Annotated in this window: 25 protein-coding genes and 1 tRNA gene; 9 read left to right on the top strand and 17 right to left on the bottom strand. The window is 68.8% G+C overall.

The features are described from left to right. Window positions 1-108: 108 nt before the first annotated feature. Genes WFQ05_RS17685 through WFQ05_RS17670 form a run of 4 tightly spaced genes read left to right on the top strand, consistent with a single transcriptional unit; the run spans window position 109 to window position 3,229 of the window. The gene (locus tag WFQ05_RS17685) at window positions 109-1,002 is read left to right on the top strand and encodes a 5'-3' exonuclease H3TH domain-containing protein (RefSeq protein ID WP_234852628.1); all 894 of its coding nucleotides are present in this window, start codon (window positions 109-111) and stop codon (window positions 1,000-1,002) included. Continuing rightward, on the top strand, window positions 999-1,550 hold the full coding sequence (locus WFQ05_RS17680; protein WP_130533618.1) for an NUDIX hydrolase: 552 nt from the start codon (window positions 999-1,001) through the stop codon (window positions 1,548-1,550). The genes WFQ05_RS17685 and WFQ05_RS17680 overlap by 4 nt, the downstream gene beginning before the upstream one ends. After that, window positions 1,543-2,319 carry an N-formylglutamate amidohydrolase gene (locus tag WFQ05_RS17675; RefSeq protein WP_337054760.1) on the top strand — a complete coding sequence of 259 codons (777 nt, stop codon included), beginning with the start codon at window positions 1,543-1,545 and terminating at the stop codon, window positions 2,317-2,319. Before WFQ05_RS17680 ends, WFQ05_RS17675 begins: the two co-directional genes overlap by 8 nt. Before the next feature lie 43 nt (window positions 2,320-2,362). Next, on the top strand, window positions 2,363-3,229 hold the full coding sequence (locus tag WFQ05_RS17670; protein WP_130523384.1) for a transglutaminase family protein: 867 nt from the start codon (window positions 2,363-2,365) through the stop codon (window positions 3,227-3,229). Between the two features lie 13 nt (window positions 3,230-3,242). Here the strand turns inward: WFQ05_RS17670 and pip are convergent, their stop codons facing one another. Continuing rightward, entirely contained in the window at window positions 3,243-4,184 is a 942-nt protein-coding gene (gene pip, locus WFQ05_RS17665; protein WP_337054759.1) for a prolyl aminopeptidase, read from the bottom strand. Between the two features lie 35 nt (window positions 4,185-4,219). Further along, complete coding sequence (gene prmC, locus WFQ05_RS17660; protein ID WP_337054758.1) at window positions 4,220-5,092, bottom strand: peptide chain release factor N(5)-glutamine methyltransferase; 873 nt, start codon at window positions 5,090-5,092, stop codon at window positions 4,220-4,222. 63 nt (window positions 5,093-5,155) lie between these two features. On the opposite strand from prmC, the gene WFQ05_RS17655 reads away from it, so the two are divergent. The 5 genes from WFQ05_RS17655 to WFQ05_RS17635 all read left to right on the top strand — a co-directional run bounded on the left by WFQ05_RS17655 (window position 5,156) and on the right by WFQ05_RS17635 (window position 11,022). Then, a complete protein-coding gene (locus WFQ05_RS17655) occupies window positions 5,156-5,995 on the top strand; it encodes an alpha/beta hydrolase (RefSeq protein ID WP_337054757.1) in 840 nt (279 codons plus the stop codon). Window positions 5,996-6,149: 154 nt separating this feature from the next. Beyond that, window positions 6,150-6,710, top strand: a complete 561-nt coding sequence (gene ahpC / locus WFQ05_RS17650; protein ID WP_130515863.1) for an alkyl hydroperoxide reductase subunit C — start codon at window positions 6,150-6,152, stop codon at window positions 6,708-6,710. 159 nt (window positions 6,711-6,869) lie between these two features. Continuing rightward, on the top strand, window positions 6,870-8,465 hold the full coding sequence (gene ahpF / locus WFQ05_RS17645) for an alkyl hydroperoxide reductase subunit F (RefSeq protein WP_337054756.1): 1,596 nt from the start codon (window positions 6,870-6,872) through the stop codon (window positions 8,463-8,465). A gap of 591 nt (window positions 8,466-9,056) precedes the next feature. Beyond that, window positions 9,057-10,019 (top strand): LysR substrate-binding domain-containing protein, encoded by a 963-nt coding sequence (locus tag WFQ05_RS17640; RefSeq protein ID WP_337054755.1) that lies wholly within the window; start codon window positions 9,057-9,059, stop codon window positions 10,017-10,019. A gap of 43 nt (window positions 10,020-10,062) precedes the next feature. Beyond that, a complete protein-coding gene (locus WFQ05_RS17635; RefSeq protein ID WP_286576878.1) occupies window positions 10,063-11,022 on the top strand; it encodes a transaldolase in 960 nt (319 codons plus the stop codon). Between the two features lie 93 nt (window positions 11,023-11,115). On the opposite strand, the gene serB is transcribed toward WFQ05_RS17635, so the two are convergent. From serB to WFQ05_RS17560, 15 genes are all read right to left on the bottom strand, one after another. Continuing rightward, complete coding sequence (gene serB, locus WFQ05_RS17630) at window positions 11,116-11,829, bottom strand: phosphoserine phosphatase SerB (RefSeq protein ID WP_337054754.1); 714 nt, start codon at window positions 11,827-11,829, stop codon at window positions 11,116-11,118. 72 nt (window positions 11,830-11,901) lie between these two features. After that, window positions 11,902-12,588: a YoaK family protein gene (locus WFQ05_RS17625; protein WP_337054753.1), complete on the bottom strand. Its 687-nt coding sequence runs from the start codon at window positions 12,586-12,588 to the stop codon at window positions 11,902-11,904. Window positions 12,589-12,699: 111 nt separating this feature from the next. Beyond that, the gene (locus tag WFQ05_RS17620; protein WP_337054752.1) at window positions 12,700-13,608 is read right to left on the bottom strand and encodes a DUF922 domain-containing protein; all 909 of its coding nucleotides are present in this window, start codon (window positions 13,606-13,608) and stop codon (window positions 12,700-12,702) included. 506 nt (window positions 13,609-14,114) lie between these two features. Further along, window positions 14,115-14,190: transfer RNA gene (locus tag WFQ05_RS17615), tRNA-Lys, on the bottom strand. 70 nt (window positions 14,191-14,260) lie between these two features. Continuing rightward, window positions 14,261-14,926 (bottom strand): 7-cyano-7-deazaguanine synthase QueC, encoded by a 666-nt coding sequence (gene queC, locus WFQ05_RS17610; protein ID WP_130528873.1) that lies wholly within the window; start codon window positions 14,924-14,926, stop codon window positions 14,261-14,263. A gap of 85 nt (window positions 14,927-15,011) precedes the next feature. Next, a complete protein-coding gene (gene queE / locus WFQ05_RS17605; RefSeq protein WP_337054751.1) occupies window positions 15,012-15,701 on the bottom strand; it encodes a 7-carboxy-7-deazaguanine synthase QueE in 690 nt (229 codons plus the stop codon). Between the two features lie 104 nt (window positions 15,702-15,805). Next, window positions 15,806-16,645 (bottom strand): tol-pal system protein YbgF, encoded by an 840-nt coding sequence (ybgF, locus tag WFQ05_RS17600; protein WP_337054750.1) that lies wholly within the window; start codon window positions 16,643-16,645, stop codon window positions 15,806-15,808. 169 nt (window positions 16,646-16,814) lie between these two features. Continuing rightward, window positions 16,815-17,330 (bottom strand): peptidoglycan-associated lipoprotein Pal, encoded by a 516-nt coding sequence (gene pal, locus WFQ05_RS17595; protein WP_337054749.1) that lies wholly within the window; start codon window positions 17,328-17,330, stop codon window positions 16,815-16,817. Window positions 17,331-17,419: 89 nt separating this feature from the next. After that, the gene (gene tolB / locus WFQ05_RS17590) at window positions 17,420-18,748 is read right to left on the bottom strand and encodes a Tol-Pal system beta propeller repeat protein TolB (RefSeq protein WP_130515839.1); all 1,329 of its coding nucleotides are present in this window, start codon (window positions 18,746-18,748) and stop codon (window positions 17,420-17,422) included. Window positions 18,749-18,857: 109 nt separating this feature from the next. Further along, the gene (tolA, locus tag WFQ05_RS17585) at window positions 18,858-19,889 is read right to left on the bottom strand and encodes a cell envelope integrity protein TolA (protein WP_337054748.1); all 1,032 of its coding nucleotides are present in this window, start codon (window positions 19,887-19,889) and stop codon (window positions 18,858-18,860) included. Beyond that, a complete protein-coding gene (gene tolR / locus WFQ05_RS17580; protein ID WP_337054747.1) occupies window positions 19,879-20,337 on the bottom strand; it encodes a protein TolR in 459 nt (152 codons plus the stop codon). Before tolR ends, tolA begins: the two co-directional genes overlap by 11 nt. Window positions 20,338-20,348: 11 nt before the next feature. Further along, entirely contained in the window at window positions 20,349-21,122 is a 774-nt protein-coding gene (gene tolQ, locus WFQ05_RS17575) for a protein TolQ (protein WP_130515834.1), read from the bottom strand. A gap of 53 nt (window positions 21,123-21,175) precedes the next feature. Next, window positions 21,176-21,625, bottom strand: a complete 450-nt coding sequence (gene ybgC / locus WFQ05_RS17570) for a tol-pal system-associated acyl-CoA thioesterase (RefSeq protein WP_337054746.1) — start codon at window positions 21,623-21,625, stop codon at window positions 21,176-21,178. Window positions 21,626-21,677: 52 nt separating this feature from the next. After that, entirely contained in the window at window positions 21,678-22,718 is a 1,041-nt protein-coding gene (ruvB, locus tag WFQ05_RS17565; protein ID WP_337054745.1) for a Holliday junction branch migration DNA helicase RuvB, read from the bottom strand. 87 nt (window positions 22,719-22,805) lie between these two features. Next, complete coding sequence (locus tag WFQ05_RS17560; RefSeq protein WP_286577680.1) at window positions 22,806-24,659, bottom strand: potassium transporter Kup; 1,854 nt, start codon at window positions 24,657-24,659, stop codon at window positions 22,806-22,808.

Here is a 24,659-nt window from a genome sequence, read left to right as displayed (position 1 = left end):
GGCCCGCGTGCGGCCTTGCCGGGCCAGGCATGGCGGCGGAGGTGGGTCGTGCTGAAGGACCTGTATCTGGTCGATGCCAGCCTGTACGTGTTCCGGGCCTGGCACTCGATGCCCGATCAGTTCCGCGATGCCGAGGGCTGGCCGACCAATGCCGTGCATGGCTTCGCACGCTTCCTGCTGGAGCTGGGCGAACGCCAGCGCCCGACGCATATCGCGGTGGCCTTCGACGAGGCGCTGGACAGCTGCTTCCGCCACGGCCTGTATCCGGCCTACAAGGGCAACCGCGAGCCGGCGCCGCCCGAGCTGCGGCGCCAGTTCGCGCACTGCAAGGCGCTGTGCGCGGCACTGGGCTTCAACGTGCTGGCCCACACCGAGTACGAGGCCGACGACCTGATCGGCAGCGCCCTGCACGCGGCGCGGCCGCTGGGCTTCCGCGGGGTGATCGTCTCGGCCGACAAGGACCTCTCCCAGCTGCTGGGCGAAGGCGACGAGCAGTGGGATTTCGCCCGCGGTGTGCGCTGGGGCGCGGCCGGGGTCAAGGCGCGCCATGGCGTGGAAGCCCACCAGATCGCCGACTACCTGGCCCTGTGCGGCGATGCCATCGACAACATCCCCGGCGTCAGCGGCATCGGCGCCAAGACCGCGGCGATCCTGCTGGCGCACTTCGGCAGCCTGGACGCGCTGCTGGCGCGCTGCGACGAAGTCGCCTTCCTGCGCCTGCGCGGCGCCGCCCAGGTCGCCCTGCGCCTGCGCGAGCAGCGCGAACACGCGCTGCTGTGGCGGCAGCTGACCACCATCGCGCTGGATGCGCCGCTGGACGGGATCATGCCCGGCTTCGCGCGCGCGCCGGCCGATGGCCAATTGCTCGACGCACTGTGCGAAGCGCTGCGCTTCGGGCCGACCCTGCGCCGGCGCCTGCGCGCCGCCTCCGGGCTGGAACAGCCGTGGACGCCACCGCACGACGACGCCCCCCATTTCCCCTCCTACGAGCCGGCCCAATGAGTTCCAAGACCGAACCCGCAGAAGTGATGTACGACGGCCAGTACCTGCGCCTGATCCGGCGCGGCACCTGGGAATACGCCGAGCGCGCCCATGCCGGCGGACTGGCGGCGATCATCATCGCCGTCACGCCGGAGGACAAGATCGTCTTCGTCGAGCAGTTCCGCGTGCCGCTGCAGGCCAACACCATCGAGATGCCGGCCGGCCTGGTCGGCGACATCCACGCCGGTGAGTCGATCGAGGTCTCGGCCATCCGCGAGCTGGAGGAAGAGACCGGCTGGACCGCTGAGCACGCCGAGGTGCTGCTGATCGGGCCGGTGTCCTCGGGCTCGACCAACGAGCGCATCGCCTTCGTGCTCGCCACCGGCCTACGCCGCGTCGGGCCCGGCGGCGGCGACGAGGACGAGAACATCACCGTGCACGAGATCCCGCGCGCGCAGGCCGCGGCCTGGCTGGTGGGCAAGCTCGGCGAGGGCTATGAGCTCGACGCCAAGCTCTGGGCCGGACTGTGGATGATCGAGCACCACCTGGACGGCACGCCACGTGGCTGAGCCGACCCTGCTGGGGCCGCAGGACCCGTCGCCGTTCACCGTGATCGGCGCGCAGGGCGCCTCGCCCTACCTGCTCATCGCCGACCACGCCGGCCAGGCCGTGCCGGCCGCGCTGGACCAGCTGGGCCTGCCGCAGGCCGAGCTGGACCGCCACATCGGCTGGGACATCGGCATCGCCGGCACCACCCGCGCGCTGGCCGCGCTGCTGGACGCCACCGCGATCCTGCAGACCTATTCGCGCCTGGTGATCGACTGCAACCGGCCGCTGGACGCGCCCGGCTCGATCGCCGCGATCAGCGACGGCACCGACATCGCCGCCAACGTCGCCGCCAACCCGCAGCAGCGCGCGCAGCGGGCCGCGGAGATCTTCCAGCCCTACCACGACGCGATCCGCGGCCAGCTCGACGCGCGCGCCGCGCGCGGGCAGCCGACGATCCTGATCGCCATGCACAGTTTCACCCCGGTGTTCGCCGGCATCGTGCGGCCCTGGCACGCCGGCGTGCTGTACCAGCGCGACGCGCGCATGGCCCACGCCCTCAAGCCGCTGCTCGAGGCCGAGGGGCTGACCGTCGGCGACAACGAACCCTACGCAGTCAGCGACGCCACCGACTACGCCATCCCTGTGCACGGCGAGGCGCGCGGGCTGGTGCACCTGGAGCTGGAAATCCGCCAGGACCTGATCGCCACCGACGAGGGCCAGCGCGCCTGGGCGCAGCGGCTGGCGCGCCTGTTCACCCGTCTGGCGCCGGATTTCACACCACAACCCTGAAAATCCCGCTATATGGAGGGCTGTCCCCCGACCGCCCTCCCACATGCTCATCCGCCTGGGTTACGAAATCGCCTTCCGGCTGCCGCAGCCCACCTCGATGCTGGTGACGCTGAACATCCACGACAGCCGCCGCACCGACATCGTCATCGGCCAGGAGCTGCGCGCCCTGCCCGGCGTGCCGATGCGCCAATACCACGACAGCTTCGGCAATACCTGCACCCGCCTGCACGCGCCGGCCGGGCTGTTCACCCTGTACGCCGATGCGGTGGTGCAGGACGACGGCCAGCCCGATCCCGTCGCGCCAGGCGCGCGCGAGGTGCCGGTGGACCAGCTGCCCGACGACACCCTGCTGTTCCTGCTCGGCAGCCGCTACTGCGAGACCGACCAGCTGGTCTCCATGGCCTGGGACCTGTTCGGCGCTACGCCGCCGGGCTGGGCGCGCGTGCAGGCGATCTGCGACTACGTGCACAACGCGATCCAGTTCGGCTATCAGCATGCGCGCGCCACCAAGGGCGCGGTCGAGGCGCTGCAGGAGGGCCGCGGCGTGTGCCGCGATTTCGCGCATTCGGCCATCGCGCTGTGCCGCTGCATGAACATCCCGGCGCGCTACTGCACCGGTTATCTGGGCGACATCGGCATCCCGCCGGTGGATGCGCCGATGGATTTCTCGGCCTGGTTCGAGGCCTATCTGGACGGGCGCTGGTACACCTTCGACGCGCGCCACAACACCCCGCGCATCGGCCGCGTGCTGATCGCCCGCGGCCGCGATGCGGCCGATGCGGCGATCAGCAACAGCTTCGGCTTCAACACGCTGGAGAAGTTCGAGGTCTGGACCGACGAGACCGACGATCCGACCCTCTCCCCGCGCGTGCCGGTGCCGCCCATGCCGCTGGGCTACGCGCTCACCTGAGCGCGCGGCCGGCTCAGGCGAAGCGGTCGGTCGCGCGCACCAGCGCGTCGATGTTCTCTTCCTCGAAGGCCGAGTGGCCCGAGGTCGGCGTGATCTCCAGGCTCGCCTTCGGCCAGGCCTGGTGCAGGTCCCACGCGTTCTGGATCGGGCAGACCACATCGTAGCGGCCGTGCACGATCACGCCGGGGATGTCGGCGATGCGGTGCGCGTCGCGCAGCAGCTGGTCCTCGACCTCGAAGAAGCCGCCGTTGACGAAGTAGTGGTTCTCGATGCGGGCGAAGGCCAGCGCGAACTCCGCATCCTCGTGGCCGCTGACGAAGTCCTCGTCCACGCGCAGATAGCTGGTCGCGCCTTCCCACACCGACCAGGCGCGCGCGGCGGCCAGGCGCGTGGCCGCATCGTCGCTGGTCAACCGGCGGTGGAAGGCCGAGATCAGATCGGCGCGCTCCACTTCCGGGATCGCGGCGATGTAGTGCTGCCAGGCATCGGGGAACAGGCGGTTGGCGCCTTCCTGGTAGAACCACTCCAGCTCCCAGCGGCGCAGCATGAAGATGCCGCGCAGCACCAGCTCGGTCACGCGCTGCGGATGGGTCTGCGCATAGGCCAGCGCCAGGGTCGAGCCCCAGCTGCCGCCGAACACCTGCCAGGTCTCGATGCCCAGGTGCGCGCGCAGCTTCTCGATGTCGGCCACCAGGTCCCAGGTGGTGTTGTCCACCAGATCGGCGTGCGGCCGCGAGCGGCCGGAGCCGCGCTGATCGAACAGCACGATGCGGTACTTGGCCGGATCGTGGAACTGGCGCATCTTCGCGTTGCAGCCGCCGCCCGGCCCGCCGTGCAGCATCACCACCGGCTTGCCCTGCGGATTGCCGCACTGCTCGAAGTAGAGCGTATGACGCGCGTCGACCTGGAGTTCGCCGGTGTCGAAGGGTTCGATGGCAGGATAGAGCTGGCGCATGGGCGGCCTGGAAGTCGGGAAAAACGATCGGCAGTTTACGCCACGCCCTGTTGCGACTCGCCGGGCCAGCGACCCAGGCTCACGCGGTCGCGGTGCTCCAGATCCTGTTCGGTGCGCGCCTGGTCGAAGCCCGCCTCACGCAGCAGCGCGCACACCGCCTCGCCTTGATCGAAGCCATGCTCCAGCAGCAGCCAGCCGCCCGGCCGCAGGTGCGCGGGCGCCTGGGCGACGATGCGGCGGATGTCGTCCAGGCCATCGGCGCCCGAGGCCAGCGCGCCGGCCGGCTCGAAGCGCAGGTCGCCGCGCGTCAGGTGGACATCGCCGGCCTCGATGTAGGGCGGGTTGCTGGCAATCAGGTCGAAGCGCTCGCCGGCCAGCGGCGCCAGCCAGTCGCCGTGGACGAAGCGCACCTGGCCCAGCCCGTGTTCGCGCGCGTTGGCCTGGGCGATCTCGAGCGCGGCGGCGCTGGCGTCGGTGGCGACCACCTGCGCCAGCGGGCGCTCGCTGGCGATGGCCAGGGCGATGGCGCCGCTGCCGGTGCCCAGGTCCGCGACCCGTGCCGGTGCGTCGGCCGGCAGGCGGTCCAGGGCCAGTTCGACCAGGCGTTCGGTCTCGGCGCGCGGGATCAGCGTGGCGGGGCCGACCCGCAGGTCCAGCGTCCAGAAGCCGCGCCGGCCGGTGATGTAGGCGATCGGCTCGCCGGCCGCACGTCGCGCCAGCAGCGCGGCGTAGGCGTCGCGCACGGCGGGTTCGACCGGGTCGGAGCCATGCGCGAACAGCCAGGCGCGGTCGCGGCCCAGGGCGTGCAGCAGCAACAGCTCGGCCTCGAAGCGCGCCGCGTCGCTGTCCAGCCGTGCGGCACCTTGCCGCAGCAGCGCGTCCAGGCGTTCGGGTGACTGCGTTTTCATTCGCGCCATGGTAGCCGTTGCACCCTGCGCCCTTTCCTATCGTCCCTACCGGAGCCCTACGCCTTGAAGCCTTCCCGTTTGCTGCGCATGGGTCTGGGCGCGCTGAGCGCACTGACCCTGAGCGCCTGCCAGAGCCTGGCCTTCGGCATCGCCAACCATGGTCAGGGCCAGCCCGACGCCACAGCCGTCTACGACCCGGTGCGGCAGCTCTCGCTGGACGTCTATCGCCCCGTCGCCGCGGTCCACGACGCGCCGGTGCTGGTCTATTTCTACGGCGGCAGCTGGCAGCACGGGTCCCGCAGCGATTACCGCTTCGTCGGCCGGCGGCTGGCCTCGACCGGCGCGGTGGTGATGATCGCCGACTACCGGCTGGCGCCGGACACGGTCTTTCCCGGCTTCGTCGAGGACGGCGCGCGCGCGGTGGCCTGGGCGCGCGCCCATGCGGTCGATTACGGCGCCAACCCGGCGCGGATCTTCCTCGCGGGCCACTCGGCCGGGGCGCAGATCGCCGCCCTGCTGGGCACCGATGCGCACTATCTGGCCGACCAGGGCGTGCCCCGCTCGGCGATCGCCGGCGTGATCGGGCTGGCCGGGCCGTACGACTTCCAGATCAGCGGGGAGCTCACCGAGGTGTTCGGGCCGCCGTCGCGCTGGCCGCGGGCGCAGCCGATCGGCTTCGTCGATGGCGACGAGCCGCCCTTCCTGCTGGTCAGCGGGCGCAAGGACACCGAGGTCGAACCGCGCCAGACCGAGGACCTGGCCGAACGCCTGCGCGCGGCAGGCGGGCGGGTCGAGGTGCTGTGGCTGCCCGGCGGCCATCTGGCGCCGCTGATCGACCTGTACGCGCCCCGCCGGCATCCCGCGCTGCTGGCGCGGATTGGGGAGTTCGTCCGCGCGCCGTGACCGAACTGAAACGTGGCGCGGCCTAGGATGAGGCACTCGCCCAACAATTGATCAAAACTATCGATGCAATGCCATCCATCGATTTGAGAAATCGATTCGCGGTGCGTAGGATGCCCCTATCGCCTCCACCCCCTCAGCAAAAAGGAAGAAAACGATGTCCGTCATCAACACCGAAATCCTGCCGTTCAAGGCCACCGCCTACAAGGACGGCGAGTTCATCGAAGTCTCCGATGCCGACCTGAAGGGCAAGTGGTCCGTGGTCGTGTTCTACCCGGCCGACTTCACCTTCGTCTGCCCGACCGAGCTGGAAGACCTGGCCGACCATTACGCCGAGTTCCAGAAGCTGGGCGTCGAGGTCTACTCGGTCTCCACCGACACGCACTTCTCGCACAAGGCCTGGCACGACACCTCGGCGGCGATCGGCAAGATCAAGTACGCCATGATCGGCGACCCGACCCACCAGATCTCGAAGAACTTCGACGTGCTGCGTCCGGCGGGTCTGGCCGACCGCGGCACCTTCATCATCGACCCGCAGGGCGTGATCCAGTCGGTGGAAATCACCGCCGAGGGCATCGGCCGCGAAGCCGGCGACACCCTGCGCAAGGTCAAGGCTGCCCTGTACGTGGCCTCGCACCCGGGTGAGGTCTGCCCGGCCAAGTGGAAGGAAGGCGCCAAGACCCTGGCGCCGTCGCTGGACCTGGTCGGCAAGATCTAAGCCGTTCCGCTGCTGCCACGCCGCCCCGCCTCACGCGGGGCGGCGCAGGCGGCAAACCGGAGCCCGCCTGCGTCGCGGTCTGCGGTTTGCCCCCCTGACCCCCTCGTCTGCCCACTCCGGGCCGGACGGTCCTTTGCCGCCCTTTCAAGGAGAAGCGCCATGTTGGACGACACCCTCAAGACCCAACTCAAGGCCTACTTGGAGCGCCTGACGCGCCCGGTGGAGCTGATCGCCTCGGTCGACGACTCGCCCACCTCCAAGGAGATGCTCGAGCTGCTCAGCGACATCGTGCTGCTGTCCGACCAGGTCTCGCTGGTCGAGCACCGCGATGCCGACGTGCACACACCCTCCTTCGCCCTCAACTCGCCTGGCCAGGACATCCACCTGCGCTTCGCCGGCCTGCCGATGGGCCATGAGTTCACCTCGCTGGTGCTGGCGCTGCTGCAGGTCGGCGGCTATCCGTCCAAGGCCTCGCTGGAGACCATCGAGCAGGTGCAGGGGCTGGAAGGCGACTACAAGTTCGAGACCTACTTCTCGCAGAGCTGCCAGAACTGCCCGGACGTGGTCCAGGCCCTGAACCTGATGGCGGTGCTCAACCCCAGGATCCAGCACGTGGCCATCGACGGCGCGGTGTTCCCCGACGAGGTGGAACAGCGGCAGGTGATGTCGGTGCCGACCGTGTACCTCAATGGTGAAACCTTCGGCCAGGGTCGCATGAACCTGGAAGAGATCGTCGGGCGTCTGGACGCTGGTGCGGCCAAGCGCGACGCCAAGAAGATCTCGGCCAAGGCGCCGTTCGAGGTGCTCGTGGTCGGCGGTGGCCCGGCGGGCTCGGCCGCGGCGATCTACGCCGCGCGCAAGGGCATCCGCACGGGCGTGGCCGCCGAGCGCTTCGGTGGCCAGGTGCTGGACACCATGGCGATCGAGAACTTCATCTCCGTGCAGGAGACCGAGGGGCCGAAGATGGCCGCCGCGCTCGAGGCGCATGTGCGTCAATACGAGGTGGACATCATGAACCTGCAGCGGGCCGAGAAACTGATCCCCGCCGGGCCCGATGGCCTGATCGAGGTGCAGCTGGCCAACGGTGCCTCGCTCAAGAGCAGGACGGTGATCCTGTCCACCGGCGCGCGCTGGCGGCAGATGAACGTGCCGGGCGAGAACGAGTACCGCAACAAGGGCGTGGCCTATTGCCCGCACTGCGACGGCCCGCTGTTCAAGGGCAAGCGCGTGGCGGTGATCGGCGGTGGCAACTCGGGCGTCGAGGCGGCCATCGACCTGGCCGGCATCGTCAAGCACGTCACGCTGATCGAGTTCGATCACAAGCTGCGTGCCGACGAGGTCCTGCAGCGCAAGCTGCGCAGCCTGCCCAATGTGGACATCGTCGTCTCGGCGCTTTCCACCGAGGTGCACGGCGATGGCAACAAGGTCACCGGTCTGTCCTACACCGACCGCACCAACGAGGCCAAGCACACGCTGGAGCTGGAAGGCATCTTCGTGCAGATCGGTCTGCTGCCCAACACCGAGTGGCTCAAGGACACCGTGGCGCTGTCGCCGCGCGGGGAGATCATCGTCGACGACCGCGGCGCGACCAACGTGCCAGGGGTGTTCGCCGCCGGCGATGCCACCACGGTGCCGTACAAGCAGATCGTGATCGCCATGGGCGAAGGCTCCAAGGCCGCGCTGAGCGCCTTCGACCACCTGATCCGCCACAGCGCCCCCGCCGCGCAGGAGCCAGCTGCCGCCAAGGCGGCCTGATCCGGCCCACGCGATAAGGTGTGAATGACGCCCGCCGGTGACCCCGGCGGGCTTTTTTGCTTTGCGGGGGTGAGGGATCGCCGCGGCTGAGCGCTGCGGCTTCGGGTGGGCAGCGGTCCGGCGGGCAGGGGCCGCTTTCCCTCGATCAGGGCATCCTGCCCTGACTCGGGCGCTCGGCTCCTGCCCCGCTAGTCGCGGCCCCTGCCCGCCGGCCCGCTGCCTCGCGCGTCGAGATATAAGGCTTCGTTCAAAAGAAGTCCTGATCCCTCCGCAGCAGGCCTTTACCGGTTAGGTGCAGCCCCAGTCATCGTGGGAGCCGCCATGGCGGCGATGGGGCTTTTCCGTTAAATCTCCACCGCGGCTCAGGCGTTTCCGGCCGAGCCACATCGCCGCCGTGGCGGCTCCTACCGAAGCGTGAGGCGCGGTCAATCCTTTTCCATCGCGGCGTCGGCGAACCTCGCGGGCACCATCAACTCATTCAAGTCCCCAAACCTGTGCCGGGGGTTCAGCCTGCGTCGATTGATCGGGCGAGGCAAAAGGCGTTGAATGCATCGACGGCGCCGATGGCCGTGTCAGACAAGTCCTCCAGCCGTGAACCTGCGTGACCTCAAGTACCTGGTCGCCCTCGCCGACCACATGCATTTCGGCCGCGCCGCGGCGGCCAGCTTCGTCAGCCAGCCCACCCTGTCCACCCAGATCAAGAAGCTGGAGGACGAGCTGGGCGTGTCGCTGGTCGAGCGTGCGCCGCGCAAGGTCATGCTGACCCCGGCCGGTCGCGACGCGGCCGAGCGCGCACGTCGGATCGTGGCCGAGGTCGAGCAGATGAAGGAATCGGCGCGGCGCAGCCAGGACCCCGAGGCCGGCACCGTGCGGCTGGGCATCTTCCCCACGCTCGGCCCGTATCTGCTGCCGCACGTGGTGCCGTCCATCCGCACGCGTTTCCCGCAGCTGGAGCTGCTGCTGGTGGAGGAGAAGAGCGACGTGCTGCTGCAGCGGCTGCGCGAGGGCAAGCTCGACGCCGGCCTGCTGGCCCTGCCGGTGGACGAGGACCAGCTGCACGTGGAGTTCCTGTTCGAGGAGCCCTTCGTGCTGGCCGTGCCCGAGGGGCATCCGCTGGCCGCGCGCGATTCGCTGACCCTGGACGAACTGTCCGACCAGAAGCTGCTGCTGCTCGAGGATGGCCACTGCCTGCGCGAGCAGGCGCTGGAGGTGTGCCGGCTCTCGGGCGCCAACGAGAAGTCCGAGTTCCGCGCCACCAGCCTGGAGACCCTGCGCCAGATGGTCGCCGCCGACGTCGGCGTGACCCTGCTGCCGACGCTGGCGGTCAAGCCGCCGGTGGCGCGCTCGGACAACATCCATCTGCTGGGCTTCAGCGACTCCCATCCCAGCCGGCGCATCGCCATGGTGTGGCGCAAGAGCTCGGCGATGTCCGGTTTCCTGATGCAGCTGGCGCAGGTCTTCAAGGATCTGCCGCCCGCGCTGCTGGATCCTTCCGCGCCTGCCGCCGCACCGCCGCGCCGCGGCGCATCGACGATCCGGCAACGGCGCGCGTGAGACCCTTTCCCCATTCCTCTCTTACAACCTGACGGAACGACCCATGAGTGCCCCAAGCAAACTGCAGCAGCTGCGCGACCTGTCGGTGGTCGTGGCCGACACCGGCGATTTCGACGCGATCAAGCGCCTCAAGCCGGTGGACTGCACCACCAACCCGACCCTAGTGAAGAAGGCGCTGGACCTGCCGGTCTATGCCGACCTGATCGACGAGCAGATCGCCTGGGCGCGCGGCCAGGGCGAGGTCACCGATGAACTGGTGGCCGAGGTCGCCGACCGCCTCACCGTGGGCGTGGGCACCAAGCTCTCCGGCCTGATCGAGGGCCGCGTGTCGACCGAGGTCGATGCCGACCTGGCCTACGACACCGCCGCCAGCGTGGCCAAGGCGAAGAAGTTCATCGCCATGTACGCCGACAACGGCGTGCCCAAGGACCGCGTGCTGATCAAGCTCGCCTCGACCTGGGAAGGCGTGGAGGCCTGCCGCCAGCTGCAGGCCGAGGGCATCGACTGCAACTGCACGCTGATCTTCAACCCGACCCAGGCCCTGGCCTGCGCCGAGGCCGATGCGTTCCTGATCTCGCCGTTCGTGGGCCGCATCCTGGACTGGTACAAGGCCCACGGCCAGGCACCGGCCAACATCGATGAGGACCAGGGCGTGGTGTTCGTGCGCGGTGTCTACGACACCTTCAAGCGCCGCGGCATCAAGACCGTGGTGATGGGCGCCTCGTTCCGCTCGACCGAGCAGATCGAAGCGCTGGCCGGCTGCGATCGCCTGACCATCTCGCCAGACCTGCTGGACAAGCTCGATGCCGACCACGGCGAGCTGCCGCGCAAGCTGACGCCCGCCAAGGCCGAAGGCGGCAGCCACACGCCGGTGGATGCGGCCAAGTTCAAGGCCGACGTCGAAGCCGACCCGATGGCCAAGGAGAAGCTGGCCGACGGCATCCGCATCTTCGCCGAAGACCTCAAGAGCCTGCGCAAGACCATCGCCGACCGTCTGGCCTGATCGGCTCCGCCGCGCCCTGCCCTCGCTCGTGAGGGTAGGCGCTGCACCCGGGCCTGCTTCCGCGCCAACCGCGGAAGCGGGCTCGCGACTGCGCTATCCCAGGACGTCCAGCAGCCGTTCCAGCCCACCCGTGTCGATCGACACCTCCGCCACCTCGCGCACGCGCGGCTTGGCGTGGAAGGCCACGGACAGGCCCGCGGCCTGCATCATCGGGATGTCGTTGGAGCCATCGCCCACCGCGATCGTGCGCGCCGGGTCCAGGCCCAGCAGCGAGGCCACGTCCAGCAGCGTCGCGCGCTTGACCGCGCCATCGCAGACATCGCCCCAAGCCTGGGCCAGCACGCGCCCGGTCAGCACGCCGTCGGCCACCTCCAGCCGATTGGAGCGGACGAAGTCCAGCCCCAGCCGCGCGCGCAAGCGCTCGGCGAAGAAGGTGAAACCGCCGGAGACCAGCAGCGTCTTCAGCCCGGCGGCCTTGCACGCCTCGAGCAGCTGCTCTGCACCAGGTGTTAGCTGCAGGCGTGTGTCGTAGACCTCCTGCAGCGCACCCTCGGGCACGCCCTTGAGCAGGGCCACGCGGCGCAGCAGGCTCTCGCGGAAGTCGGCGATCTCCCCGCGCATGGTCGCCTCGGTGATCGCGGCCACCTGCGCCTTCAGGCCCACCGCCGCGGCGATCTCGTCGATGCATTCGATGGTGATCAGCGTCGAATCCATGTCCAGCGCGATCAGGCCGAAGTGCGCCAGCGGCGGCAGCGGAGTGGCGCGACGCAGCTGCAGGCCATCGGCGGGTGCGTGGGAATCGGTCATGGGCGAACAGGCGCACCGGCCGTGGGACGAAGGGCCTGCAAGCGTAAAGACCTCGGCCGCGCCGGGATAGGCCTAGGCGACGCCCTTGGAAGCGGCATGCTCCGCCACGCGCCGCGCATAGAGCGCGTACACGCAGGCCAGCGCCAGGCAGATCAGCGCCGGCGCGATCAGCACCGTATACGACCAGCGGTGGAAGCCCAGCGCGCCGGCCAGGCCGCCGGCCAGGAAGCCGGTGATCACCGTCACGCACAGCGACAGCCGGCGCCACGGCAGCGGCATGCGCCGCAGCCCATGGCCGATGGCCAGCCCCAGGTCGGTGAACATGCCCGAGACATGCGTGGTGCGCACGACCGCGCCGCTGTAGGTGGTGGCCATCGCGTTCTGCAGGCCGCAGGCGCAGGCCGCCAGCCACAGGCCCCACATCGAGGCACGCGTCATCAGCGGCACCGAGGCCAGCAGCAGGCCGGCTTCCAGCACCAGCACCAGCCCATAGCGCCGCCCCAGCTGCAGGGCGATATCGCCGATCAGCGCCCCGCTGAGCGCGCTTCCGGCCACGAAGAAGAACGCGCCACCGGCCAGCTGCGCCAGCCCCCGCAGATCCAGCACCGCCGCGCGCGCGCCCATCTCCGAGGTGATGCCGGTCATATGGCTCACGCCCTGATGGCCGAACCCCAGCAGCGCCACGACATTGACGATGCCCGCGGTAAAGGCCATGACCCAGGCACCGGACCAGACCCAGCGCGGCAGTTTGGAAATCATCGAAGGGGCGCCAATGGCTTGCGGACGCGACAAGCGTCGCGCCGCGGCGCGATGGCTGTCAACGCCACGGCCGGCAAAATCTCAATGGTGGCGACGGACCGTTCGCCAACACTAGCGCCGCTTGGCTCCGGCCATGATGCGTCCTGCAACGATGGCTGCCGGAACGATCGAGCATCCCCAGGCCAGGATGAAAATCAGCACCGCCGGCCCGCTCGCCCTCCCATGCTCGATCAAGAGCATGGCCAATGGCGGAAGGATTGCGGTGGCGAAGAGGCAAGCGACCGCGACCACGTCGTCTTGCAGCCTCGGGCCCACCCGCGTGCGTTCGGTCGCAGCCTGCCTGCGCGCCATCAGCGCCCAGAGATAGCGTGCGCCGATGCCATACGCGGCGAAGAAGAAGACCCACAGCAGGGATTTGCTCGCTCGCGAATTCGACAGCCTGCGTTCGACCGCCGCACCAGGCTTCGCCCATGAAAGCTTAAGGTGTCCATCAACCTTGTCGAAGTCCGCCTGCGCCTTCTGCATCTGAGCGACGACCTCGGTACCCTTCTGCTTGGCCAGCCGCTCTGCGGTTGAACACGAAGAGGCCTGGATGCGCTCGACCGCGTCTGCCAGCTGGTGTGCATAGCGGCGTGCGATCGCCACATGGTGCTCTTCATGGACCTGCACTCGCTGCTGGAGATCACGCCAGAATTCGCGCGTCGCCACCGACGCCCTGGGATCCGGGGTCCAGACAGGCAAGGCGACGGAGATACCGATCCCCACTTGACTCCTGATGATGCGGCAAGCCCCTGACGACTCGCGCAGGACATAATCCAGGCGCATCTTTGCACGCGTCAGGCCAGCGAGTGTTTCCTCTGCCGGCCCATCATCCTTTCCCAGCTGAGCCTTGGCCCGATCGCTCCAGGCCTTCATGGAGGCCAGGATCTGGTGACCATCCCGCCCCGTCACGGTGTAGCTGGAATCCTTGCGGTTTTCCCGAACCGTGCCAGCGTGCGCACCGGTGGCCAGGGCAAGCATGACCACGACAGCAAGACGCCATCCAGCGCGTCGCAACATCCTTGAGCACATTAGACCGTCCATTGTCTGTCCCCGTCGGATGAGCCTAACGCATCCACCTCGCGGAAAGATGTTCGCGGACTCGCAGGACAGTGACTGAACCTCTCAAAGCGTCGGCACTCCCGAGGCACTGCAGATCTGCATAACCAAGTGGGACTGGCGGGCTGCCGTACAGCGCTGAGAAGTGGACAAGGCTCGGCGGAACCAATTGTTCAAGCCACCTGTTGTTCTGGCGGTACGCATCGCTGCGGCGCGGGTCATTATTCCTGCGGAGTCCGCAATCTGCGGCAGCGTTAATGCGCTCATTCTGAGCGCTCGTCTTTTTGCAACGCGGGCAGTCGCTTACTCGACCGGAAGACCGCCGACTCATGGAGGGCGGTCCGAGACTCACTGAGACCTAAACCATGTACTTTTTAAGGCCTTTCCGGCATTGCTGAAAACTTACCGGACACCCTGAAATCCTGCGATGGTGGGCCGTGAAGGATTCGAACCTTCGACCAAAAGATTAAAAGTCTTCTGCTCTACCGACTGAGCTAACGGCCCGGACACGCGGCCCGGCGTTGCGCCGGGGCCGGTCATTCTACCGGAAAGGGCTGGCGATGCGACCCGCGCTTCAGGCGTAGCGCGTGGGATCGGGCACGCCGGCGTCGGCGAAGCCCGCCGCGCGCAGGCGGCAGGCGTCGCAGCGCCCGCAGGCCGCGCCGCTGGCATCGGCGTTGTAGCAGGACACGGTGGCGCCGAAGTCCACGCCCAGGCGCACGCCCTCGCGCACGATGTCTGCCTTGCTCATGAACTGCAGCGGCGCGTGCACGCGCAGGCCGGCGCCTTCCACGCCCGCCTTGGTCGCCAGGTTAGCCAGGGTCTGGAAGGCGGAGATGAATTCGGGCCGGCAGTCCGGATAGCCGGAGTAGTCCACGGCGTTGACGCCGCAGAAGATGTCCGCCGCGCCGAGCACCTCGGCCCAGCCCAGCGCGATGGACAGCATGATGGTGTTGCGTGCCGGTACGTAGGTGACCGGGATGCCTTCGCCGCCGGCCTGCGGCACCTCGATGTCGTCGGTCAGCGCCGAGCCGCCGATGCTGCGCAGGTCGACGTGGACGGTCTTGTGCGCGGCGGCGCCGAGCTGCTGCGACACGCGCGCGGCGGCGTCGAGTTCGGACGTGTGGCGTTGGCCGTATTGCACGCTCAGCGCGTGCGTGCGGAAACCGTGTTCGCGGGCGATGGCCAGGACCACGGCCGAATCCATGCCCCCGGAGACGAGGACGACTGCATTGTTCATGTGGGGTGTTCTTCTTGCCGGCGAGACAGGCCGGGGAACGCATAGCCTACCGCCCGGGCGCCGGGCCGGCACTTCCCGCGCGGGTTCAGCGGCCGGGTTCGTCGTTCCACAGCAGCTTGTGCAGCTGCATCTGGAAGCGCACCGGCAGGCGGTCCTCGACGATCCAGTCGGCCAGTGCGCGCGGGCTCACCTGATCCTTGGACGGCGAGAACAGCACGGCGCAGCGCCGGTCCAGCGCGTGCTCGCGCACGACCTCGCGCGCCCACTCGTAGTCGGCGCGGCTGCACAGCACGAACTTGACCTGGTCGCGCGCGGTCAGCAGCGGCAGGTTGTCCCAGCGGTTGCGGTGTTCCTCGGCCGAGCCGGGGGTCTTGATGTCGACCACGCGCGACACGCGCGGATCGACCTGCGAGACGTCCAGCGCGCCGGAGGTCTCCAGCGAGACGTCGTATCCGGCATCGCACAGCCGCGCCAGCAGGCCGATGCAGCGCTTCTGCGCCAGCGGCTCGCCGCCGGTCACGCAGACATGGCGCACGCCCGCGCGCGCGACCTCGGCCAGGATGTCCTTGATCTCCCACCAGGTACCACCGTGGAAGGCATACGCGGTATCGCAGTACTGGCAGCGCAGCGGGCAGCCGGTCAGGCGCACGAACACGGTCGGCCAGCCGGCGGCGTCGGCCTCGCCTTGCAGCGAGACGAAGATCTCGGTGATCTTCAGCCGGTCCTGCGGCGATTGTTCGATCTGGCTGGGGACGGCGGCGGCGGCGGCGTTCATTGCGGAGGCTCTCTCAAAACGGCGGCGCCACCGCAGACCTCGCGGTGGCGTTCGAGTGGTGCGTGTGGCGGTATTGCGGAAGGTCCTTGCGGACCTCGTCGGGCTCAGCGGATCTGCCCGACCTGGATCGAATGCAGGCGATCGTCGGCGGTGCGGGCCACGTCGCTGCCGGGGTACTGCTGGATCACCTGCTGCAGCGTGGTCTGCGCGTCGTTGACCTTGCCCAGTCCGTACTGCGCCAGCCCCAGCTTGAGCAGGGCGCCGGGCGCCTTGTCATGGGTGGGATAACGCGAGAGCAGCGCGCGGAACTGGTCGGCGGCCATCTGGTAGTTCTGGGTGACGTAATAGCTCTCGCCCAGCCAGTACAGCGCGTTGGGCGCATAGACACCGCTGGGATACAGCTGCAGGAAGCTGGTGAACAGGTTGGCCGCGTCGGCGTAGTCGCCCTTCTTCAGCGCGTCGAAGGCCACACCGTAGGCGGTGCGCTCGTCGCCCGCCTGGGCCATCGCGCCGGCGTCGCCGTGGACCGCGGGCGGGGCCTCGGCGGTCGCGGCGGGCGCCCCCGCCGCCGGCGGCGCAGCCTTGGCGCCGGCCGCGGGCGCCGCGGACACGGGAGGCTGAGCACCGGCAGCCGCGCCGCCGCCACCGCCGCTCTCCAGGCGGCCGATGCGGCCGTCCAGGTCGAGGTACTGGTCGCGCGCGCGCTGCTTGAGCTGCTCGTTCTCGTTCTGCAGCTGCTCGACGGTGCCGCGCAGGCTGGCCAGGTCCTGGCGCAGCTGGGTGATCTGGTTGAGCAGGTCGGTATTGGCCTGCGTGTTGTTGGCACGCACTTCCAGCGCGGCGACGCGGTCGGCCAGGCTGGCCTTCTGCGCGAAGGCGGCGGGCGCGGCGCCCAGCGACAGCAGCAGGGCCGGCAGGAGAAGACGGAATCGGATGGGACGCATGGCGCTCACGTAACGAGGGTTGCGGATCGGACGGCCGGAGCATTGAACCATGGCCATCCAACGAAAAGGGCCGGTGCCGACCGGGGCAGACAGGTTGTGTCCTGTTGCCCCGCCCCGGTCACCGGCCCCGTTGGACCACCGCGAACGGTGGCCCGAGGTCGAACGTCGATTACTTCGCGGTGTACACGATCTCGACGCGACGGTTCTTGGCCCAGCACTCCTCGGTCGACTCGGTGCAGACCGGGCGCTCTTCGCCGTAGCTCACCACCGACAGCTGGCTGGACGAACCGCCGGCAGCCTGCAGGGCGGAGGAGACCGCGTTGCCGCGACGCTCGCCCAGGCCCATGTTGTACTCACGCGAACCGCGCTCGTCGGTGTTGCCTTCCAGGTTGATGCGGGCCGACGGACGATCGTTGAGGTACTTGGCGTGGCAGGCCATGATCGCCTGGAACTCCGGCTTGACGGCGTCCTGGTCCAGATCGAAGTACACCACGCGCTGGCGCAGGCACGCGTCGGTATCCAGATCGCTCGGGCCGTAGGCACCGGCGTTGGTGGTCGGCTGGGTCATGGCCGGCGGCGGCTCGACGGCCGGCGGCGGCGGCGGAGCCTTGGTGTTCTTCTTACAACCGGCCAGAACGGCCACGGACATCAGGGACAAAGCAACGACGCGGAGAGTGGTGTTCATTTGGGTTCCTTACGCGGATCCGGGGTGGTGGATGCAAAAACGCGGGTTAGTTTAACGCAATGTTAAACCGGCGGAATGACCCTTTCGCATTATTTTTGCGGGGTCTGGTTCCGATACGGCGACCATGCCGGCTCACGCACATCGCCCTGGGCCAGCACCAGGCGCTGGCGGACACGGCCATCGGCGGACACGGCGTACAGCACCCCCCGACCGCCCTCGCGTGCGGCGTACAGAATCATCGAGGCGTTGGGGGCAAAGCTCGGCGACTCATCGAGCGAACCGGGCGAAAGCGTGGTCCAGCGCGGCGAACCGGTGCTGGAATCCATCATGGCGATGCGATAGGTGTTGCCCGAACCCTGGGCCACGGCGATCTTCTTGTCGTCGTAGGAAACGGTCGGGGTGGCGTTGTAGTTGCCCTCGAAGGTCACGCGCGTGGCGCCGCCGCCGCTGGCCGAGGCCTTGTAGATCTGCGGACGGCCGCCGCGGTCGGAGGTGAAGTAGATCGAGCTGCCGTCGGCGCTCCAGGTCGGCTCGGTGTCGATGCCGTACTGGTTGGTGATCTGGGTCAGCGCCTTGCTGCCGAGGTCCATCACGTAGATCTCCGGATTGCCGCTGCGCGAGAGCGTCAGGGCCAGCTTGCGGCCATCCGGCGAGAACGCCGGCGCGCCGTTGATGCCGCGGAAGCTGGCGACCAGCTCGCGCGCGCCGGTGGTGATGTCCTGGATGTAGATCGAGGAGTTGCCGCGCTCGAAGCTGACATAGGCCAGCTTGCGGCCATCCGGGCTCCAGGCCGGCGACAGCAGCGGCTCGGCCGAGCGCACGATGGTCTGCGGGTTGAAGCCGTCCGAGTCGGCGACCATCAGCGCATAGCGCGCATTGGCGCCCAGGCCGGTCTGGGTGACGTAGGCAATGCGGGTCCAGAAGGCGCCGCGGATACCGGTGATCTTCTCGTAGATGGCGTCGGCCATCTGGTGGGCGACATCGCGCATGGCGTTGGCGCGGCCGGTCATGGCCAGGCCGAGCAGGCGCTCCTGCTTGGCCACGTCGAACAGTTCGTACTCGACGCGGTAGGCGCCGTTGCCGCCGTCCAGCACGCGACCGACAACAATGTAATCCTGCTTGAGCGCGCGCCAGGTCGGGTACTGGATCTCCGAGCCGCGGGTCGGCTTCTCGACGATGCTGGCCACCGGCAGGGTGCGGAACGCGCCGGAGCGATCCAGGTCGGCGCTGACGACCTGCGAGACGTCGGTGGTCGGTGCGGCGCCCGAGCCCTGGTAGGGCATCGGCACGATGGTGATCGGCAGCGCGGAAGGGTTGCCACCGACGATGTTGATCTCAAGGCCCTGGCTCTGGGCGAAGGCCGCTGCAGGCAGGAACAGGGCCACGACAAGGGCGAAGTACCGCGTGAGTTTCTTCATGAAGGCTGGGCTTGTGCGAAAAGATCGGCTAGGGATAGCAGCCGACGGGTGAACATTTTCGCAATCATGAACGCCAAGGCGGTGTGAACCACCGCCCGGCGTGCCGCGCTCAGCGGTCCTGCGCCTCGAAATTGAAGATCAGGCGGCGGTTGAACACCGGTTCGAAGCCGCGGTAAGGCAGCGGCTGGGCCTTGAGCACGGCCGCCTCGATCGAACGCTGACCGGCCGCGTCCATCGGACAGCCCGGCTGTACCTCGGCCGAGATCACCTCGCCGCCGGGCAGCTGGGTCACCAGCACCTTGCAGCGCGTGCCCACCGCCACCGAGTCCGGACGCGTCCACTGGTTCATGACCGCGCTCTGGATGGCCGCCTGGTACTTGGCCAGCAGGCCCGGATCGGTGCCGTTCTGCCCCGGCGAGGGGTTGGACGCGGCGGCCTGCGACGAGGACGCCTGCGTGGCCTGCTGCTGCGAGGCCTGACGGGCGCGCGCGTCGGCCAGCTGGCGCAGCTTCTGCTCGGCCAGCTGGGCCTGCTTGTCGGCCTGGGCGCGCTGGGCGCGGATGGCGGCCAGCTTCTTCTGCCGGTCGTCCTCTTCCTGCTGCGCGGCCAGGCGCTGGAGGCGCTCGGCTTCTTCCTGCTTCTTGCGCTCGGTCAGGTCGATCTGCTCCTGGCGGCGCTTGGCTTCCTGCTCCTTCTCGGCCTTCTCCTGGGCGATGGCCAGGCGGCTGGCCTCTTCCTGGTTGACCTGCTGCGGATCGGGCACGCGCTCCTGGGCCTGCTGCTGACGCGGCACCGGCGAATCCTGCGGCTTGGGCTCCGGCACCGGCTGCGGCGGCGGCACGGTGTCCTCGTCGGCCACCGGCTGCGGCATGGGCGTGGGCGGAGTGGGCTTGGGCTCGACCTTGGCCGACTCGCGCACGGCCTGCTGCGCGGCGCGCATGTCGGCGGCAGACAGGTCCAGCGAGGCCTCGATCGCGGGCGAGCCGGCGGCGGCCTCGGCCTGGTCCTGGTTCCAGTGGAAATAGGAGGAGGCGATGATCAGGGCCAGCAGCAGCACGTGCACGCCCACGGCCAAGGCGACCGCCGGGCCGGGGCGGTCGCGCGGGTCGTGGCGATCCAGATGCGAGGCCTCAGCGTGCATTGCCGCCCGTGCCGCCGGGTTGCGAGACCAGCCCCACCTTCTTGACCCCGGACTCGGACAGCAGCGCGGTGGCGGTGATCACCTTCTGGTAGTCCGCATCGCCGGGCGCGGCCAGCATCACGCTGATCTTGTCCTCGCCCTGCTCGGCCACCATCGCCTTCAGGCACGCGGAGATCTCCTCGGGCGAATAGGCCTGCAGCTTGTCGTCCTTGGTGACCTTGAGGAAGTAGTTGCCGTCCTTGTCCACGGTCATGATGATCGGATCGCTCTTGCTCTCCACCGACTTGGCGTGCGACTTGGGCAGCTCCACGTTGACCGCCAGGGTCAGCATCGGCGCGGTCACCATGAAGATGATCAGCAGCACCAGCATCACGTCGATGTAGGGCACGACGTTGATCTCGGATTTCAGCTTGCGCCGCTTGCGGCTGCGCGAAATGGCCGACTGCATGGACGCCTCCCTCAGGCTTCGCCAGTCTGGCGCTGCAGGATCGAGCTGAACTCGTCGGCGAAGGTTTCATAGCGCACCGAGATGCGCTCGACGCGGGTGGTGAAGCGGTTGTAGGCCCACACCGCCGGGATGGCCACGAACAGGCCGATGGCCGTGGCGAACAGCGCCTCGGAAATGCCCGGCGCGACCGCGGCGATGCCGGCCTGCTCACCGCTGTTGAGCATGTCGTGCATGGTCACCATGATGCCGAACACCGTGCCGACCAGACCCACGTAGGGCGCGGTCGAGCCGATGTTGGCCAGCAGCTCCAGGTTGCGCTCCAGCGCGTCGATCTCGCGCACGTAGGCGGTGCGCATGGCGCGCTGGGCGCCCTCCAGCTGCACGCGCCCATCGGTGTGGCGCTTGTCGCGCAGGCGGGCGAACTCGCGGAAGCCCGACTCGAAGATCGCCTCCAGGCCGGTGACCACGCGGCCGCGATCGGTGGCCGCCGCGTACAGCTTGCCCAGATCGGCGCCGGACCAGAACCGGCCCTCGAACTCGTCGGCATCGCGGTTGGCGCGCTTGAACACGCCGGCCTTGCGGAAAATGATGATCCAGCTCACCAGCGAGCCGGTCAGCAGCAGCAGCACGATCACCTTGACCGGCAGGCTGGCCTTGAGCAGCAGCTCGAAGTAGTTGATGGAGCTGTGGGCGGCCTGCGCGGTGGCCTGGGCAGCCGCGGCGGCAGCCTCCGGCGGCAGGGTCTCGGTCACGGCGTCCTGCAGCGCCAGGAGCAATCCAATCATCCGTTGTTTCCTCGGGGGTTCTACGCTTTAAAGAAGGGGGAGCGGCAAAGGGGTCAGGCGGGGACTTCCAACAGCTTGAATTCCTGGTACAGCGCCTCGTCCAGCCCGACCGGGCGGAACGCGGACGCGGACACCGCGGCGATCTTCACCTGCGCGGCCAGCAGCCGTTCCTCCCCGCGCCAGATCGCCTGGTCGAACACGATGCTGGCGCGCCGCACCTGACGCACCTGCACGGTCACGGTGAGCAGGTCGTCCAGGCGCGCGGGCCTGAGGAAGTCCAGCTGCATGCCGCGCACCACGAACACCAGATCGTGCTCGCGGCGCAGCTGTTCCTGCATCTGGCCGCGCGATCGCATCCATTCGCTGCGCGCGCGCTCGAGGAAGGTCACGTACTGCGCGTGGTAGACCACCCCGCCCGCGTCGGTATCTTCCCAGTAGACCCTTGTCGGAATACTGAACGGTTGCCCATCGGCGACGGCCTGGGCGGGCGATTCAACAGTCATCGGGTGCTCCGGAGCGCTGCGGGGCGCGGGATTCGGCGGGCCGTATGCGGCATCAGAACAAGGCCTCGGAGTCCGGGAACGGCAGCCCGGCGTCACGCTTGGGCTGCAGCCCCAGGTGCGAATAGGCCTTGGCCGTGGCCATGCGCCCGCGTGCGGTCCGCACCAGGAAACCCTGCTGGATCAGATAGGGCTCGATCACGTCTTCCAGCGTGCCGCGCTCTTCGGACAGGGCCGCGGCCAGCGACTCCACGCCGACTGGCCCGCCGTCGAAGCTCTCCACGATGGTGTGCAGCAGGCGGCGATCTAGCTCGTCGAAGCCTTCCGGATCGACCTTGAGCATGGCCATGGCGGCATCGGCGGTGTCGCGGCTGATCTGGCCGCCGGCCCTGACCTGCGCGTAATCGCGCACGCGCCGCAGCAGGCGGTTGGCGATGCGCGGCGTGCCGCGCGAGCGGCGCGCGATCTCGGCCGCGCCCTCGGGCTCGCAGGGAATGCCCATGATCTGCGACGAGCGGCGCACGATCCGGGTCAGCTCGGCGGTGTCGTAGAACTGCAGGCGCTGGACGATGCCGAAGCGGTCGCGCAGCGGCGCGGTCAGCAGGCCGGCGCGGGTGGTCGCGCCGATCAGGGTGAACGGCGGCAGGTCGATCTTGATCGAACGCGCGGCCGGGCCCTCGCCGATCATGATGTCCAGCTGGAAATCCTCCATCGCCGGATACAACACTTCCTCCACCACCGGCGAGAGGCGATGGATCTCGTCGATGAACAGCACATCGTGCGGCTGCAGGTTGGTCAGCAGCGCGGCCAGGTCGCCGGCCTTCTCGATCACCGGGCCAGAGGTCGTGCGCAGGCTGACGCCCAGCTCGTTGGCGATCACGTGGCTCAGCGTGGTCTTGCCCAGGCCCGGCGGCCCGAAGATCAGCACATGGTCCAGCGCCTCGCCACGGCCCTTGGCGGCCTGGATGTAGATGTCCAGCTGCTCGCGCACCGGCTGCTGGCCCAGGTAATCGGCCAGGCGCTTGGGCCGGATCGAGGCCTCCAGGGCATCGTCCTCACGGGTGGCGTCGGCGGCGATGATGCGGTCCTGGGTCATGCGGCTATGGTACGGGCAGGAGTGCGGCGTGAGGGGAAGCGAGCCTGCTTTGGCGCGTGCTCACTGCGCTTCGCTTACGCCTCGCCCTCAGATCTCCACCTGCGCCCCCAGCTCCACCAGGCGGTTGCCGGGGATGCGGAAGAAGTTGGTGGCCGGGGCGGCGTTGCGGTGCATGGCCGCGAACAGCTTGTCGCGCCAGACCGGCATGCCGCGGTGGGCGCTGGCCACGATGTTCTCGCGGCTGGCGAAGAAGGTGGTGTCCATCGGGTCGAAGTACGGCCCGCCCTGATCGCAGCTGCGCATCAGCGCCAGCGGCACGTCCGGGGTCTCCATGAAGCCGAACTTGACGATGACGCGGTAGAACTCGTCGCCGATCTCCTCGACCTTCATGCGCTTGTCGGCCGGCGCGTACGGCAGCGGCAGGGTGTACACGGTCAGGAAGACGTTGCGCTCGTGCAGCACCTTGTTGTGCTTGAGGTTGTGCAGCAGCGCGTGCGGCACCATGCCGGTCTGCGCGGTCAGGAACACCGCCGTGCCCGGCACGCGCGCCGGCGGGGCCAGCATCAGCCCGGGCAGGAAGCTGTCCAGCGCGATGCCGTCCTTGCGGATCTCCGCGCCCAGCAGCTCGCGCCCGCGCCGCCAGGTGCGCAGCAGGGTGAACACCACCAGGCCCAGCGCCAGCGGGAACCAGGCGCCGTCGAAGAACTTGGCGCCGTTGGCGATGACGAAGCCCACATCGACGATGAAGAACACCACGCACAGCGGCAGCACCCAGGTGCGCCACTTCGGCCACAGCGCGCGCGCCACCAGCGCCAGCAGCATGGTGTCGATCATCATCGTGGCCGACACCGAGATGCCGTAGGCGGTGGCCAGCGCGGTGGAGCTGCCGAAGGCCAGGACCACGGCCAGCACCGCCAGCATCATCATCCAGTTCACGCCCGGCACGTAGATCTGGCCGATGGTGTCGTGCGAGGTGTGCTTGACCGTCATGCGCGGGATGTAGCCCAGCTGCATGGCTTGGCGTGCCACCGAGAAGGCGCCGCTGATGACCGCCTGCGAGGCGATGATGGCCGCCATGGTGGCCAGCACGATCATCGGGTATAGCGCCCAGTCCGGCACGGCCTCGTAGAACGGGTTGTTGACCGCGGCCGGATCCTGCAGCACCAGCGCGCCCTGGCCCAGGTAGTTGAGCATCAGGCACGGCAGCACCAGGATGTACCAGGCGTAGCGGATCGGCTGGGCGCCGAAGTGGCCCATGTCCGCGTACAGCGCCTCGCCGCCGGTCACCGCCAGCACCACCGCGCCCAGGATCAGCACCGAGTGCCAGCCGTGGGTCATGAAAAAGTTCACCGCCCAGAACGGGCTGAAGGCCTTGAGCACCTCGGGCGCATCGACGATGTTGTAGATGCCGATCGCCGCCAGGGACAGGAACCACACCGTGGTGATCGGCCCGAAGATCTTGCCCACCTTCTCGGTGCCGAAGCGCTGGGCCATGAACACCAGGATCAGGATCACCACCGTGATCGGCACGATCCAGTGGTCCAGCGCCGGCGCGGCCACCTCCAGGCCCTCGACCGCGCCGAGCACCGAGATGGCCGGGGTGATCACGCCGTCGCCGAAGAACAGCGAGGCGCCGAAGATGCCGAGGATGCCGACCACGTAGGCCGAGCGCGAGCCCTTGGGCAGGGTGCGCTGGGCCAGGGTCATCAGCGCCATGATCCCGCCCTCGCCGTCGTTGTCGGCGCGCATGATGATGGTGACGTACTTGACCGTCACGGTGATCACCAGCGCCCAGAACACCAGCGACAGGATCCCCAGGATGGTGTCGTGGTTGCCGACCAGGCCGAAGTGCGGCGAGAAGGCTTCCTTGAGCGTGTACAGCGGGCTGGTGCCGATGTCGCCGAACACCACGCCAATGGCGCCCAGCACCAGGCCGGGCAT

The sequence above is a fragment of the Pseudoxanthomonas sp. USHLN014 genome (genome assembly GCF_037153335.1).
GTDB lineage: Bacteria > Pseudomonadota > Gammaproteobacteria > Xanthomonadales > Xanthomonadaceae > Pseudoxanthomonas_A > Pseudoxanthomonas_A winnipegensis.
This window is presented reverse-complemented; position numbering and strand designations above follow the sequence as displayed.

Excerpts from the sequence above, each read along its gene's own strand:
- ybgC (WP_337054746.1), bottom strand. The coding sequence starts at position 21,625 with ATGACTGTTGAATCGCCCGCCCAGGCCGTCGCCGATGGGCAACCGTTC.
- ruvB (WP_337054745.1), bottom strand. The coding sequence starts at position 22,718 with ATGACCCAGGACCGCATCATCGCCGCCGACGCCACCCGTGAGGACGAT.
- pal (WP_337054749.1), bottom strand. The coding sequence starts at position 17,330 with ATGAACACCACTCTCCGCGTCGTTGCTTTGTCCCTGATGTCCGTGGCC.
- tolQ (WP_130515834.1), bottom strand. The coding sequence starts at position 21,122 with ATGATTGGATTGCTCCTGGCGCTGCAGGACGCCGTGACCGAGACCCTG.
- queE (WP_337054751.1), bottom strand. The coding sequence starts at position 15,701 with ATGAACGCCGCCGCCGCCGCCGTCCCCAGCCAGATCGAACAATCGCCG.
- WFQ05_RS17625 (WP_337054753.1), bottom strand. The coding sequence starts at position 12,588 with ATGATTTCCAAACTGCCGCGCTGGGTCTGGTCCGGTGCCTGGGTCATG.
- ybgF (WP_337054750.1), bottom strand. The coding sequence starts at position 16,645 with ATGCGTCCCATCCGATTCCGTCTTCTCCTGCCGGCCCTGCTGCTGTCG.
- WFQ05_RS17635 (WP_286576878.1), top strand. The coding sequence starts at position 10,063 with ATGAGTGCCCCAAGCAAACTGCAGCAGCTGCGCGACCTGTCGGTGGTC.
- ahpF (WP_337054756.1), top strand. The coding sequence starts at position 6,870 with ATGTTGGACGACACCCTCAAGACCCAACTCAAGGCCTACTTGGAGCGC.
- WFQ05_RS17680 (WP_130533618.1), top strand. The coding sequence starts at position 999 with ATGAGTTCCAAGACCGAACCCGCAGAAGTGATGTACGACGGCCAGTAC.
- WFQ05_RS17685 (WP_234852628.1), top strand. The coding sequence starts at position 109 with ATGCCCGATCAGTTCCGCGATGCCGAGGGCTGGCCGACCAATGCCGTG.
- tolA (WP_337054748.1), bottom strand. The coding sequence starts at position 19,889 with ATGCACGCTGAGGCCTCGCATCTGGATCGCCACGACCCGCGCGACCGC.
- WFQ05_RS17670 (WP_130523384.1), top strand. The coding sequence starts at position 2,363 with ATGCTCATCCGCCTGGGTTACGAAATCGCCTTCCGGCTGCCGCAGCCC.
- serB (WP_337054754.1), bottom strand. The coding sequence starts at position 11,829 with ATGACCGATTCCCACGCACCCGCCGATGGCCTGCAGCTGCGTCGCGCC.
- tolB (WP_130515839.1), bottom strand. The coding sequence starts at position 18,748 with ATGAAGAAACTCACGCGGTACTTCGCCCTTGTCGTGGCCCTGTTCCTG.
- queC (WP_130528873.1), bottom strand. The coding sequence starts at position 14,926 with ATGAACAATGCAGTCGTCCTCGTCTCCGGGGGCATGGATTCGGCCGTG.
- WFQ05_RS17560 (WP_286577680.1), bottom strand. The coding sequence starts at position 24,659 with ATGCCCGGCCTGGTGCTGGGCGCCATTGGCGTGGTGTTCGGCGACATC.
- pip (WP_337054759.1), bottom strand. The coding sequence starts at position 4,184 with ATGCGCCAGCTCTATCCTGCCATCGAACCCTTCGACACCGGCGAACTC.
- tolR (WP_337054747.1), bottom strand. The coding sequence starts at position 20,337 with ATGCAGTCGGCCATTTCGCGCAGCCGCAAGCGGCGCAAGCTGAAATCC.
- WFQ05_RS17620 (WP_337054752.1), bottom strand. The coding sequence starts at position 13,608 with ATGCTTGCCCTGGCCACCGGTGCGCACGCTGGCACGGTTCGGGAAAAC.
- ahpC (WP_130515863.1), top strand. The coding sequence starts at position 6,150 with ATGTCCGTCATCAACACCGAAATCCTGCCGTTCAAGGCCACCGCCTAC.
- prmC (WP_337054758.1), bottom strand. The coding sequence starts at position 5,092 with ATGAAAACGCAGTCACCCGAACGCCTGGACGCGCTGCTGCGGCAAGGT.